Here is a 13,496-nt window from a genome sequence, read left to right as displayed (position 1 = left end):
GCGCGCGCGGATTCCCGGGTGAGGGGCGGCTTTCGCCGTAAGCGGAAGCGCCCTCACCCCGATCTCGATCTTATCCTGTGCGGAGACGTCCCCGCGCGGCTGTCACGCCGCGCCGCTGTCGGCGCTCCGTTCCGCCAAGACGACGATCCTGTGCGGTTCGCGCAGGATGATGCGCTGACGGCCGCTCTCGACGAGGCCCTGGCTCTCCCATCCGCTCAGGATGCGGCTGACGGTGTGCAGCGTGGTGCCGGTCATCTGGGCGATGTCCTGGCGGCTGATCGGAAAGTCGATCTCGATGCCGTGGTCGAGCTTCTTGCCGGATTGCTTGGCGAGGCGCAGCAGCGCATGCGCGATGCGCTGCTCGACCTGCTGCGTCGACATTTCCAGGATGCGGGTGTGGCTCTCCTGGAGGCGCGTGCCGACGGTCTGGAGCGTGTTGGCGGCCAGCGAGGGAAATCGCTCGACCAGCCGCGGCCAGGCCGAGGTTGGCCAGATCAGCACCACGCTGTCATCGACCGCGAGCGCCGTCGCCGGATACTGCACGGCACCGATTGCCATGGCGAGGCCAAAGGTTTCGCCGGGCGCGACGTAGCGGACCACGATCTGCTCGCCGGTCGGCGTGGTCTTGGCCGCGCGGACATGACCGTGCAGCAACAGGAAGAAGGACTGTGCGTCCGCACCCTGCTCGAAAATAACACTGTTCTTGGGATAACGCGCCGAACGGGCCTCACGCAGAATCTCGTCCAGCGCTTCCGGCGTGACGCCGGCAAACAGCGGCAAATGCGCAACCAGCGATGTGTCGACCTTGGCCATTCTGCCTCCTTGGCATCAGGGAGTGTGATGGCACCAGCAATCGTCCGATAGTTTGCGATAGCGCAAAAACGGGACGGCCGGCTGGCAGTATTTTTCCAAACGATGGACTGAATTTACTGGAGTTGACCCATGGCTGGCACCCGATCCCGCAACTATGAGGGCTGGCCGCTGTTTGCGAACAGTTTTCGGCCCTTTTTCCTGCTCGCCGCGATCCAGGCGGGATTGTCGATCCTGGCCTGGCTGCCGATGTTCTACGGCGAACTGTCGGTAAGCTCCGCGTTCGCGCCGCGCGACTGGCACGTTCACGAGATGCTCTATGGCTTCCTGCCGGCGGTGATCACCGGATTCCTGTTCACGGCGATCCCGAATTGGACCGGCCGGCTGCCGATCCAGGGCACCTCGCTGGCGGCTTTGGTGTCGGTCTGGCTTGCCGGGCGTGTCGCGGTGACGTTGTCGGCCGATATCGGCTGGGCGTTTGCGCTGGTCGTCGATGCCGCCTTCCTGGCGCTGGTCGTCGCCGCCGCGGCGCGCGAGATCATCGCAGGCGGCAACTGGCGCAACCTGCCCGTGGTGGTGCTGGTGTCCGTTCTGCTCGCCGGCAATGTCGCTTTTCATCTCGAGGCGCATGACCAAGGCGCGGCCGATGTCAGCATCCGCGTCGGCATCGGTGTGGTCGTGCTGCTGATCTCGCTCATCGGAGGCCGCATCATCCCGAGCTTCACCCGCAACTGGCTGGTCAAGTCCAATCCCGGCCGCCTGCCGGTGCCGTTCGGGCGCTTCGACGGCGCAGTGATCGGATGCAGCGCGCTCGCGCTCATCTGCTGGATCGTGGCGCCACTGAATGCCGTCACCGGTGTCCTGATGGCGTTGGTCGGCGGGCTGCATCTGGTGCGGCTTGCGCGCTGGGCCGGCGATCGCACGTTTCGCGAGCGGCTGCTGGTGATCCTGCATATTGGCTACGTCTTCGTGCCGCTCGGCTTCATCCTGCACGCGCTGGCGGTTTTCGGTGCGCTGCCGCCGAGCGCCGGCATCCACGCCTGGATGACGGGTGCGGCGGGAACCATGACGCTGGCGGTGATGACCCGCGCGAGCCTCGGCCATACCGGACAGGCGTTGACTGCTTCGCCGGCGGTCCAGGGAATCTATGCCGCCATCATCATTGCGGCCCTGGCGCGCGTCGCCGCCGTGGTGTTGCCCGCGCACAGCGATGTGTTGTTGCACATCGCTGCCTGTGGCTGGCTCGTCGCATTCCCAGGATTTGCCGTCGCGTTCGGCCCGCTGCTTGCGGGCAGCCGGCGGCGCGCCCTCGCCACGATGGGCGTGCCGGCGCCGGCGCGCTGAGCTCAGGCCGCGGTCGCCGAGGGCGCGTCGGCCGACGGCCGCACACCCTTGCGCCAGTCGGTGATGGTGCAGCCGAAGCGCCCGCGAAACCAACGCGCCATGGCGCTCTGCGCGGAGAAGCCGAGCTGGGTCGCGATGTCGGCCAGCGGCCGGTCGGGATCCTCGATCAACTGGATCACGAGATCGGCGCGTTGGGCATCCAGGATGGCCGAGAAGCTGGTGCCTGATGCGGCCAGATGCCGGTGGATGGTGCGGCGGGTGCAGGCAAGATGCTCGGCGACGCGCTCGACCGTGCAGTCGCCGCTGGCGAGCAGGGTCCGCACGACCTCGTCGACCTTCCCGTCCCAACTTGCCGGGCGGGTCTCGATCGCCTCGATCCGCTTGCGCAAATAAGTCGCGATCAGGGGATGCGCGCTCGGGATCCGGCGCTCCATGTCACGCGCCGAGAGCAGGATCGCATCGTGCTCGGCGTTGAAGATCACGCGGCAGCCGTAAAATTCGCGGTAGCGCTTGCGGTCGTGCGGCGGCGGGTAATGCAGGTGCACTTCGAGCGGCCGCCAATCACTTCCGAACAGCGACTGGATGATGCGATGGATGCTTCCGAGTGCCATGTCGATCGACTGGCGCGGTGCGACCGGCTGCCGTCCCCGCAGGTGCAGCGCGATCGTCACGATCTGCCTGTCGCGCGCAACATCCAGCCGCATGCCGTCATGATGGATGTGGATGAAGCGCGAAAATGCTTCGATCGCTTCGCCGACGGTCGCCTGTTCGCGCACGATCAAACCGACCGCGCCGAAATTGGTCAGGCCGCCGCGCTCGGCGAGGCGCAAGCCGAAATCTTCGGCGCCGGAGGCCTCTGCCGACAATTCGAGCAGGCGGCGCAGGCCGGCGACGGCGATGGGTGTGTCGGGCTTGTCGAGGCAGGCCAGCGGCAGCCCGGCCTTGCGCATCATCTGTTTGGGATCGAGCCCGACCGACCGGGCGACCTCCGGGTAATAGCTCAAGCCTGCGCTGCGAATGAGGTCCGTCATGCGAACCGTTCCTGTCAGCCATTCCCGCAGATGTCTCGAAATGTAAAGTTTCTGTCTCGATCCGTCAAATCCCGGAACCGGGTCGAACATACATATGGAAACCGAAGCACTGGCGTGAATGCCGTGCTTGCGACGGCGGGGCGCCATGAGCCCCCGGCCGTCTTGTATCATTTGACCAAGACATTGCTGGATCGGGATTATGCCGGGGAACATGCTTTCCAAGGGCGAGGTATTCGTCATCGACACCGACGCTGCCTCCCGTGAACAACTTTCGACCGCGCTCCAAGGGAGCGCCTATGACGTAATCTGCTTCGCTGATGGTGCCTCACTGCTGTCCGAAGCAAAGGCGCGGATGCCGGCCTGCGTGTTGATGGAGCTGCCGCCCGATCGCTCCGGCCTCGATATGCTGAGGCGGCTGCGTGAGGAAAATTGCATGGCGCCGGTGCTGGTGACCTCGGCGAACGGCAGCATTGCCATGGCGGTCGACGCCATCAAGAGCGGTGCGGCCGACTTCATCGAAAAGCCGTTCCGCACCCACGACATCATCGGCCGGATCGATGCCGCCATCGACGAATTCGCGCAGCCCGGCACGAGCCGGCAGCGCTGGTTGCCCGGCTGCGAGCCTTTGACCGAGCGTGAAGGCGACGTGCTCGAGCACCTCGCTGCCGGCCTCACCAACAAGGAGATCGCCCGGCGCATGCATCTGAGCGCACGGACCGTCGAGGGCTATCGCGCCGGCATCCTCAAGAAGGCCGGGGCCAGGAACGTGACCGATCTGCTCCGCCGCATCTTCGGACAGGGGGCGTCCGTCCAGGCCTGAGACCTGCCGGCACTGCGACACGGTCCGCGGCCTTGGTGCCGCCGCCGCGGCGCCCCATGGAAACCCCAATCGAACCGGTTCCTTCCCTACCGCGTCCAACCATGTTGGCGAGGCATTTGATCGCGCGCGTCCGGCTGGCGGCGCGGCGATACGGCAGGAGGGACTTCATGCGCATCACCGCAAGATATCTGGCAACGACGAGCCTGGTTCTGGTCACCATGGCAGTGGGGGCGCCATCATGGGCCGCCGATCTGGACGCCACATCGGCGATCGACACAGTCACGGTTTACCCAGACGGCGCCACCGTCACCCGCGTCATCGCGATCGACCTGCCGTCCGGGGATTCGACGCTGGTTGCCAAGGACTTCCCGCTTGGTCTCGATGCCTCCTCCATCCGGGTCGAGGGTGAGGGCGGCGCAAAGCTCACCATCGGCACGATCGATGCGCGGTCGCCGCGCGCCGCGCCGGTCAACCTGCCCGAGCTGGACAAGCGCATCGAGGCGCTGAACGATCAGCGCGCCGATCTGCAAGGCGCGATCGACTCGGCGAATGCGCGGCGCAAGTTTGCGGAGCACTTCGCGGAAACCTCTCCCGCGGGAATCGGTGACAAGGGCGAGGCGCGGCCGATCGCCGAATGGCGCGCGGCCTTTGCGGCGGTCGGCGAGGAGATTGCCACCGCTGACACCGCAATCCGCGATGCCACGCGCAAGATGCGGGAGATCGACCGGCAGATCGCCCAACTCGAGGTCGAGCGCAAGGCCAAGCCGCCGAGCAAGCTCGAGGTTCGCATGGACGTTGCCGCGGCTGCTGCGACGAAGGCGACGTTGCGCGTGACCTATAATGTGCGCAACGCTCGCTGGATGCCGCTCTATGATGCCCGGCTCGACACCGGCGCCAAGGATCGCAAGCCGCAGCTCGAGCTGGTTCGTCGTGCCGAGATCACGCAATCGACCGGCGAGGACTGGTCGAACGTGACACTCGGCGTCTCCACCGTGCGGATCGGCCGCGGCGGCAGTGCGCCGGAATTGAACTCGCTGGTGGCGCAGTATCCTCAGCTGCCACGACCGATGGCGGCGGGGTCGGTCTCCGATCTGGCGCGGCCCGCGCCAGTTCTGCGCCAGGTGCAATCGCCAGCGATGGCCAAGATCGCGGAGTCGGCCGAGCCGCGCGAACGTGCAGATGAGCAGCAGGCGGTGGCCGAGATCGGCGGCTTCCAGGCCACGTTCAAGATCCCCGGCCGCGTCAGCCTCGGCGCTCAGGAGGGTGCCAAGAGCATGCGCATCGCGTCGATGAACGTACCCGCCGATCTCGCGGTGCGAGCCGCCCCGGTGATCGACCCCACCGCCTTCCTCGAAGCCAGTTTCAAGCAGACCGACGACACGACGCTGCTGCCCGGCAAGGTCGCGATCTATCGCGACGGCGTCTTCGTCGGTCGCGGCAAGCTCTCCGCTTCCGCCAAGGACGACATCGTGCGGCTCGGCTTCGGCGCCGACGACAAGATCAAGATCGAACGCGCCGTGCTCAAGCGCAACGAGGGCTCCGCAGGCTTGCTGGTCACGACGTCCAAGACCGACGAGCGCACGTTCAAGACCACCATCCGCAACGGTCACGATTTCCCGATCAAAGTCGCGATCGAGGATCAGCTGCCGGTCAGCGAGAGCGAGGACATCGTCGTCGAGATGCTGCCCGCGACCACGCCGCCGACCGCCAGCAACATCCGCGACAAGCGCGGCGTGCTGGAATGGTCGTTCGACGCCAAGCCGGGCGAGGTCAAGGACATCAACTTCGCCTGGCGCATCCGCTGGCCGAAGGACAAGAGCATGGTGATCGTCCCGGCGGGTTAGGTGCGAGCCACGAGTGAGGTGCGCTCCCTCTCCCGCGTGCGGGAGAGGGTCGGGGTGAGGGCTCTCTCATCTGGGGGAGTCTTCGTTGTCGAGACACCCTCTCCCCAACCCTCCCCCGCAAGCGGGGGAGGGAGCGCACCTTCACCTTGGCGCTGCTGCCGCCCGCATCGACTGAGGCAACACGTAAGGCACGCCGTCGTCATTCCGATGCACGACGGCGTCGATCTCGAAAATGTCGCGGATGGTCTCGCGGGTGACGACATCGGCGCGCGAGCCGTCTGCGGCGAGCTTGCCGCCGGCCAGCACGACGAGCCGGTCGGCGAAGCGGATCGCGAGATTGAGGTCGTGCAGGATCGCGATCACGGCCGTGCCGCCGGCAGCACGGCGGCGCGCGGCCTCGACGAGGTCGATCTGGTGACGCAGATCCAGGCTCGAGGTCGGCTCGTCCAGCAGCAGAAGTCCCGAACCATGCTCGGCTTCGCCGCAGGCGAGCTGCACCAGTACGCGGGCGAAATGGGCGCGCTGCTGCTCGCCGCCTGACAGCGTCGGCAATTGCCGTTCGCGGAAATGCGTCAGCCCAACCTCGTCGAGGGTCGCGTCGACGAGCGAGCCCGCTTCACGCGCGCTGCGCTCGCCCGCGCCCATCAGCACGATCTCCTCGACGGTGAAGGGGAAGGTGACGTTGATGTGCTGGGACAGCATCGCGCGGCGCGCGGCGAGTTCGCGCGGCGCATAGCTGCTGATATCGCGCTGTTTCAGGCGTACCTCCCCCTCGTTCGGGCGGAGATCGCCGGAGAGCAACCGCAGCAGGGTCGACTTGCCGGCGCCGTTCGGGCCGATGATCGCGACCATCTCGCCGGCCGCAACCGTCAGGCCGACACCATCGAGCAGCGTCGCGCGGCCGGCACGCTTGCTTAAGGCCAGCGCCTCGATCACGGCACTCATAGCGAGGCAAGCCCGCGCTGCCGCAGCAGGATGAGGAGGAACACCGGCGCGCCGACCGCTGCGGTCAGAATGCCGATCGGCATCTCCGCCGGCGCCACGATGGTGCGCGCCAGCGTGTCGGCACCGACCATCAGGATCGCGCCTGATAGCACCGAGGCCGGCAACAGCAGCCGATGCGCAGGTCCGATGACGAGACGGAGCAGATGCGGCACGACGATGCCGACGAAGCCGATGACGCCGCTGATCGACACCGCGACGCCGGTCATGGCGGAGACCATGACGATCGAGACCCGCTTGAGACGCTCGACGTCGACGCCGCCGTGAAAGGCGTCGGCCTCGCCGAGCACCAGGAGATCGAGGCCGCGCGCGATGAAGGTGCAGGCGGCAAGCCCGATGACGAGGATCGGCGCGAGCACGGCGGCCTTGGCCCAGGTCACGCCGCTCATGGAGCCCAGCATCCAGAACGTGATGTCGCGGAGCTGGCGGTCGTCGGCGATGAACACCAGAAGCCCGATCCCGGCATTGGCGATGGCGGTGATGGCGACGCCGGCGAGCAGGAAGACCGCGATCGAGGTGCGCCCCGAGCGGCTCGAGACACCGTAGAGGATCGCGGTCGTGGCCAGCGATCCCGCGAACGCGGCGAGCGGCAGCAGCTCGGTCTGGAGGAAGCGCAGCGTCTCGCCGAAGCGCGAATCGGTGAATACGATCGCGCTTGCGGCTGCGAGCGCACCGCCGCTGGAGACGCCGACCAACGCGGGATCGGCGAGCGGGTTGCGAAACAGTCCTTGCATGATCGCGCCGGCCGCGGCGAGCAGGCCGCCGACCATTGCTGTTGCCGCGATCCGGGGGACGCGGATCGACCACAGCACGAGTTGGTCACGGGCCGTCATGGCCGTGGTTTCGCCCGATAGCCCGAGTGCGGCAGGCAGGCGGGAGAGGGGAATGCCGGCGGCGCCGAAGCTCAGCGCCACGATCGCGGCGACCGCGAGCACCGCGATCAGGAGGGGGATGGCAAGCGATGCGGCCCGCCGTCGCGCGCCGGCGCGTCGTCCCAAGCTGCGCGCTTCAGTGCCGATCGCCACGCTCATTGCCGGCAGTTCGTCGCTGACAGCGCCGAGGTGAATGCTGCGCCCGGTTCGGCCAACGCCGGATAGAGCTCGACCGAGAGATCGCGCGCCGCCGCCGCCGTGCGCGGGCCGAAGCCGAGCAGATAGAGCCCGTCCATCGTGATGAAGCTCTTGTTGGCCGCGACCGGCGTCAGGGCGAAGCCTGGATGGGCAAAGATCGCGTCGGCAGGAAGCGAATCCTTGCCGCGTTCGATCGACAGCGCGACATCGGGTCTCGCCGCCGCGATGGCCTCGTCGCTGATGATCTTGTAGCCGTCGAAATCGTCGATGGCGTTGGCGGCGCCGGCGAGCCGGATGATCTCGTCGGCCGCGGTCTTGTGGCCGGCGACCAAGGCGCGTCCGTTCTGGAGCGACATCACGAACATCACGCGCAGCGGCCTGGTCACCCTGGCACGCAGGGCGCGCAGCTGCGCGAGATCGGCGCCGACCGCGGCGCTCAGGCAGGCGGCGCGCGCGTCGACGCCCATGGCGTGGCCGACCAGTCTTATCTTCTCGATCAGACCGTCCTCGGAGAAGGTATCGGGCACCAGCACCAGCGGCACCTTCGCCGTCTCCAGGATGTCCATGGTCTCGCGCGGCCCCGAGCCCTGGATCGCCAGGATCAGGGTGGGGTTGAGGCCCAGCACGCCTTCGGCGGAGATCTGGCGCATGTAGCCGACATTGGGTTTGTCGTGCAGCGCCGCTGCCGGATACAGGCTCGTGGTGTCGATGCCGACGAGCCGGTTCTCGAGCCCGAGCGCATAGATGATCTCGGTAATGGCGCCGCCGATCGAGACCGTGCGGTCGAAATCGGTCACGGCGATGTCGCGATTGCGCGCGTCATGCACGGTGATGCCGGCGGCGTGGGCGGCTGAGGCGAGCGCGATCGTACTGGAGAGCAGGAGGCTTTTGAGGGTGCGGCAAAATGTCATTGCAGGTTACTTCGTCAGGATCAGCTTGTTCTGCGAGGTCAGGCGAAGCCGATAGCTGTCCGCGCCATGCGCGATGATGATCTCGCGCTCGGCCGCAAACAGCTCGCGGCTGTCGATCCGGCCGCCCCGCATGGTGAGCGTTCGCGTTGTTGCAGAAGGGCTTTGTGCCCGCCCCGACGCACTGCCGTCGCCGTCTCCTGATGTTGCTGACATGTTGGGTGTGATGCGCTTTCGAAACTCTGGATTGTTCGCTTGTTTGTACAGGCGGCACGAAGCGCATTCCAACGGCCGCAATTTACAATCGATGTAAACTGCAACCTTGTGACATTGACCGTCAGAGTGTTGCCACGTAACCAATTATGGCGGCGCGGCGACTTGCCCGCCTCTCGAAAAGATCAGCCAGCCAGTCGTTCGCGTTGCGAACGCGCGCCAGCCAGAAGACCTGAAAAAATAGAGTGTAGTGCAGGCTGGGGCTGATATGGCTGACGGGGCTAGGTATTCGCGCGCCTTGATTTTGGGCGCGTCGGTGGTTTCTATTGCGGTGGTAATGACGGAGAGCGGTCTAGCGCAGACCGCGGATCAGGCCGTGCAGTTGGCCAAACCGGCGCAGCCCAAGCCGGCCAAACGCAAGCCGGCCAAGCCGCAAGCCGATCAGCAGCAGGTCAGTTCCAGCGTCTGGGATGCGCGCGCGCAGGCGATCGTCGGTCTCCAGGCGCTCGACACCATCACGGCCGCGGCCTCCAAGACCGAAGAGCGCGCGGTCGATGCGCTCGCACCGGTCAGTGTCGTGACTTCGGCGCAGATTGAAGGCCGTCAGGCCAGCACAGTCGGCGATCTCATCTATAACGTACCCGGCGTATGGGTTCAGAACCGCGGCGACGAGCCGTCGACCTCGATCAACATCCGAGGTCTGCAGGATTTCGGCCGGGTCGCCGTGGTCGTCGACGGCGCGCGGCAGAACTATCAGCGCACCGGCCATTTCGCCAACGGCTCGTTTTTCCTCAACCCCGAATTGATCAGCGGCATCGACATCGTTCGTGGTCCGACCGCGAATATCTACGGGTCCGGCGCGATCGGTGGCGTGGCCTCGTTTCGCACCAAGGACATCGAGGATGTCGTGCGCGCGGGCGAGCGCTGGGGCGTCGACATGAAGACGGTGGTCGGCAGCAACTATGGCCGTGCACTCGGCTCGGCCTTCGGCGGCGTTCACGTCAACCCGAACGTCGATGTATTCGCGGGCGGCACCTACAGCACCCAGGAGAACTACAAGGACGGGACCGGTTACGAGGTTGCCAACACCGGCAACAGGCTTTCGAGCGGTATCGCCAAGCTGACACTGCGGCCCGCCGACGGGCACGAGATCAAGCTCGGAACCATCTTCCAGGAAGACCTCTACACCGTGGGGCAGCCGCCGCGGAAAGCGGGCGATCCCAACTCGACCAACGCGAACGGCACCAACAATCTTGGCGGAACGTCGATCTATAAGTCGGACGTGAAGAACTACACCACGACGCTCGGCTGGAAGTACAATCAGCCTGACGATCAGTTGTTCGACTGGGATTCGAAGATCTACTGGAATCGCACCGAGAACGACCAGGTCAAGACGGCGCATACCAGCACCACGCCGTCGACCTATTGCGGCGGCGTGCCCGGCAATCCTGTGTCTGGCTGTATCGGCAGCACGCGCGGATATCTGCTCGATACTTATGGCATCGATCTGCACAACACCTCGCGCTTTGCGACCGACGACTGGCGCCATGCAGTCACTTACGGCCTTGACGCGTTCCAGGATCAGGTCGCGTCGCGGGATACGAGCGGAACGTCCGAGATCACGACGCCTGGCGGCAGGCGGACAGTTTCCGGAGGATTCGTGCAGTGGAAGACCAACTACACCTCCATGCTCGAAGTGATCAGCGCGCTGCGTTACGACAACTATCAGCTCTCGTCCGGCTCGACCTCTTCGAGTGGTGACCGGCTGTCGCCGAAGATCACGGTTGCGCTGGTCCCGACAGCGGTCGTCACGCCTTACGTCAGCTATGCCGAGGGCTATCGTGCGCCGTCGATCACCGAGACGCTGATCACCGGTTCGCATACCTCCGCATCTCCTTTCGACGCGTTCTTCCGTTGCCCGTCCGGCACGCCGGGCCCGGGCGCGGACTCCACCTTCTGCTTCGTTTCGAATCCGAATCTGCGGCCGGAAGTCGGTAAGAACAAAGAGATTGGCTTCAATCTGAAGAAGAACGATCTCTTCGTCCCGGGCGACACGCTGCGCGGAAAGATCAACATATTCCGCAACGACGTCGAGAACTTCATCGACCTGGTCAACTACGGAGCGCCGCTCGGCGGGCCGGGCGGGCCGATGCCATTCTATCAGTACCAGAACATTGCCGAGGCGCGTATCCAGGGCTTCGAAGCCGAGACGATGTATGATGCCAATCTCTGGTTCTTCGGCCTGTCCGGCACCTACCAGAACGGCAAGAACCTGCAGACGGGATTTGGCCTGTCCAGCATTCCGCCGCAGAAGATCACCACGACGGCCGGTGTACGCCTGCTGGACCGAACGCTCATCCTCTCGATGATGTGGACGTCGGCGATCGCCAACAAGGATATTCCGACCAACTACCTGCCGGCCACCTCTTACGACCTCGTCAACCTGTATCTCCAGTATCAGCCGACGCGGGATCTGACGCTCAACTTCTCGGTCGAGAACCTCTTGAACCAGTACTACCGGCCCTACGCACTTCCCGCCGGCAGCACGACCGACACGCAAAACGACGTCAAATGGGCGAGCGCCGGTGCGGGGCTCGTGGTCAAGGGAGGCCTGAAGTACCACTTCGGCGGCATCTAAGGAGCAAGCGACGACCCCAAGCGGGGGACGCCGTATGGACCTCCAGAGCCACGCTGATGTCCCGGCGTGGCTTCGGCGTGTTCCGGAACATCCGATCGGCACCCGCCGATCACCAAGAGTGACAGGAGACAATCGAATGTATATTGCGATGAACAGGTTCCAAGTGAAACTCGGCTCGGAAGCGGCGTTCGAGACCGTCTGGCGCACCCGCGAGACCTATCTCGGCAGCATGGCCGGCTTCGTGGAATTCCATCTGCTCAAGGGGCCGGCGCTTGAGGACCACACGCTGTATTCCTCTCACACGGCGTGGGTTGACAAGGCAGCCTTCGAGGCCTGGACGCGCTCGGAGGAATTCCGTCGCGCTCATGCGCGTGCCGACAACAGGACCGGCGAGAGCCTTTATCTCGGCCACCCCAAGTTCGAAGGATTCGAAGTGATCTTGACCGAGGGCAAGACGCACGCGGCTGCCTGAGGTGGTCGATCACGACAAGGAGCCGGACATGCTGAGCACCGATCTCGCCGACCTCAAAGCTTACATGGCCGACAATCCCGGCGCGGTGATCGAGGACGTCGCGCGCGAGCGCAGGGTCTCGCCGCGCGTCGTGATCGAGGCGCTGCCGCCTGCGATGTCGAGCATTGGCAGCGGCGAGCATTTCGCCGCCGCCATGCAGGATATCGCGGAATGGGGCGAGGTCACGCTGATCGTGCACACCGATGATGCGATCTTCGAATTCACCGGCGCCGTTCCTGCGGGCGAGATCGGTCGCGGCTATTTCAACCTGATGCAGCCGACGGGCCTGCACGGCCATCTCCGCCACGAGCGCTGCGCAGGGGTAGCCTTCGTCGAGCGTCCGTTCATGGGGAAGTCGTCGGCTTTCGTCGCGTTCGTGAACACCGATGGCGGCATCATGTTCAAGGTGTTCGTCGGCCGCGACGAGAGCAGGGCGCTGCGGGCGGATCAAATGGAGCGCTTTCGGGCGCTTGCAGACCGCATCGTGCCCGCGCTGTAGTTCGTTTCAACCTGTCGGGAGATCAGGATGCAGAGCAAGTCCAGGCTTCGGCACGCGGTCTTTACAATCGCCCTGGCGCTCGCGCCGACACCGGCCTTCGCGATCGACGAAGCCCTGTTGCCGCGTAATCTGTCGCCCTGGGGCATGTTCGTCGGTGCCGACATCATCGTGAAGACAGTGATGGTCGGGCTCGCGGTCGCCTCGCTGGTGACGTGGACGGTGTGGCTCGCCAAGACCATCGAACTGCGTCGCAGCGGCGCGCTCGCCTTGCAGCGGACGCGCGCGCTCGAAGGCAACCTGACGCTGGTCGAGGCATCCGTGCGTGCCGGTGACGCGCACGATGCCGTCGCCCAGTTGATCCAGTCCTGCGCAAAGGAAGCGGAGCTTTCCGGCGGCGTGCTCGACGACGGGCTTCAGGAGCGGGTGGCGCTGCGGCTCGAGCGGGTCGAGGCGGCGATGTCCAGGCAGATCGCGCGCGGCACCGGGGTGCTCGCGACCATCGGCGCCACCGCGCCCTTCGTCGGCCTGTTCGGCACCGTCTGGGGCATCATGAATGCCTTCATCGGCATCTCCGAGAGCCACACCACCAGCCTTGCGGTGGTCGCGCCCGGCATCGCGGAGGCGCTGCTCGCCACCGCCCTCGGCCTCGTCGCGGCGATCCCGGCGGTCGTGATCTACAATCACCTCGTTCGCGGCATTGCCAATTATCGCGCGCTGCTCGGCGAAGCCTCCGCACAGCTCATGTTGCTGGTCAGCCGCCAGCGCGACCATCGCGACTTCCGATTGTCGCGGGCGGCGGAGTAGGC

General features: G+C 65.6%; 13 protein-coding genes. 7 read left to right on the top strand and 6 right to left on the bottom strand.

Going from position 1 to position 13,496, the window contains the following annotated elements; translation table 11 throughout:
- Window positions 1-102: 102 nt before the first annotated feature.
- Window positions 103-813: a Crp/Fnr family transcriptional regulator gene (locus CIT40_RS28470; protein WP_094893439.1), complete on the bottom strand. Its 711-nt coding sequence runs from the start codon at window positions 811-813 to the stop codon at window positions 103-105.
- Between the two features lie 129 nt (window positions 814-942).
- Between CIT40_RS28470 and CIT40_RS28465 the strand changes: the two genes are divergently transcribed.
- Complete coding sequence (locus tag CIT40_RS28465) at window positions 943-2,154, top strand: NnrS family protein (RefSeq protein WP_094893440.1); 1,212 nt, start codon at window positions 943-945, stop codon at window positions 2,152-2,154.
- Between the two features lie 2 nt (window positions 2,155-2,156).
- Here the strand turns inward: CIT40_RS28465 and CIT40_RS28460 are convergent, their stop codons facing one another.
- A complete protein-coding gene (locus CIT40_RS28460; protein ID WP_094893441.1) occupies window positions 2,157-3,185 on the bottom strand; it encodes an AraC family transcriptional regulator in 1,029 nt (342 codons plus the stop codon).
- A gap of 199 nt (window positions 3,186-3,384) precedes the next feature.
- Between CIT40_RS28460 and CIT40_RS28455 the strand changes: the two genes are divergently transcribed.
- Together CIT40_RS28455 and CIT40_RS28450 are read left to right on the top strand one after the other, a co-directional pair.
- Entirely contained in the window at window positions 3,385-4,005 is a 621-nt protein-coding gene (locus CIT40_RS28455; protein WP_094893442.1) for a response regulator transcription factor, read from the top strand.
- 167 nt (window positions 4,006-4,172) lie between these two features.
- On the top strand, window positions 4,173-5,849 hold the full coding sequence (locus CIT40_RS28450) for a mucoidy inhibitor MuiA family protein (RefSeq protein WP_094893560.1): 1,677 nt from the start codon (window positions 4,173-4,175) through the stop codon (window positions 5,847-5,849).
- Window positions 5,850-5,990: 141 nt separating this feature from the next.
- On the opposite strand, the gene CIT40_RS28445 is transcribed toward CIT40_RS28450, so the two are convergent.
- The 4 genes from CIT40_RS28445 to CIT40_RS28430 are packed head-to-tail and all read right to left on the bottom strand — an operon-like array spanning window position 5,991 to window position 9,045.
- A complete protein-coding gene (locus CIT40_RS28445; RefSeq protein WP_094893443.1) occupies window positions 5,991-6,794 on the bottom strand; it encodes a heme ABC transporter ATP-binding protein in 804 nt (267 codons plus the stop codon).
- Window positions 6,791-7,882 (bottom strand): FecCD family ABC transporter permease, encoded by a 1,092-nt coding sequence (locus CIT40_RS28440; protein WP_094893444.1) that lies wholly within the window; start codon window positions 7,880-7,882, stop codon window positions 6,791-6,793. The genes CIT40_RS28445 and CIT40_RS28440 overlap by 4 nt, the downstream gene beginning before the upstream one ends.
- Window positions 7,879-8,832 carry a heme/hemin ABC transporter substrate-binding protein gene (locus CIT40_RS28435; RefSeq protein ID WP_094893445.1) on the bottom strand — a complete coding sequence of 318 codons (954 nt, stop codon included), beginning with the start codon at window positions 8,830-8,832 and terminating at the stop codon, window positions 7,879-7,881. The genes CIT40_RS28440 and CIT40_RS28435 overlap by 4 nt, the downstream gene beginning before the upstream one ends.
- 6 nt (window positions 8,833-8,838) lie before the next feature.
- On the bottom strand, window positions 8,839-9,045 hold the full coding sequence (locus CIT40_RS28430; protein WP_244611863.1) for a hemin uptake protein HemP: 207 nt from the start codon (window positions 9,043-9,045) through the stop codon (window positions 8,839-8,841).
- Window positions 9,046-9,310: 265 nt separating this feature from the next.
- Here CIT40_RS28430 and CIT40_RS28425 point away from each other — a divergent pair, with 265 nt between their 5' ends.
- From CIT40_RS28425 to exbB, 4 genes are all read left to right on the top strand, one after another.
- On the top strand, window positions 9,311-11,680 hold the full coding sequence (locus CIT40_RS28425) for a TonB-dependent hemoglobin/transferrin/lactoferrin family receptor (protein ID WP_094893447.1): 2,370 nt from the start codon (window positions 9,311-9,313) through the stop codon (window positions 11,678-11,680).
- 136 nt (window positions 11,681-11,816) lie between these two features.
- Window positions 11,817-12,152, top strand: coding sequence for a heme-degrading protein HmuQ (gene hmuQ, locus CIT40_RS28420; protein ID WP_094893448.1), 336 nt, complete (start codon window positions 11,817-11,819; stop codon window positions 12,150-12,152).
- Between the two features lie 28 nt (window positions 12,153-12,180).
- On the top strand, window positions 12,181-12,690 hold the full coding sequence (hutX, locus tag CIT40_RS28415) for a heme utilization cystosolic carrier protein HutX (protein WP_094893562.1): 510 nt from the start codon (window positions 12,181-12,183) through the stop codon (window positions 12,688-12,690).
- Window positions 12,691-12,717: 27 nt separating this feature from the next.
- Window positions 12,718-13,494 carry a tonB-system energizer ExbB gene (gene exbB, locus CIT40_RS28410; protein ID WP_094893449.1) on the top strand — a complete coding sequence of 259 codons (777 nt, stop codon included), beginning with the start codon at window positions 12,718-12,720 and terminating at the stop codon, window positions 13,492-13,494.
- Window positions 13,495-13,496: the final 2 nt, after the last annotated feature.

This window comes from Bradyrhizobium amphicarpaeae, from assembly GCF_002266435.3.
Taxonomy (GTDB): Bacteria; Pseudomonadota; Alphaproteobacteria; order Rhizobiales; family Xanthobacteraceae; genus Bradyrhizobium; species Bradyrhizobium amphicarpaeae.
Note: the sequence above shows the minus strand (reverse complement) of the source record. Positions and strands in the feature narration are given on the sequence as shown.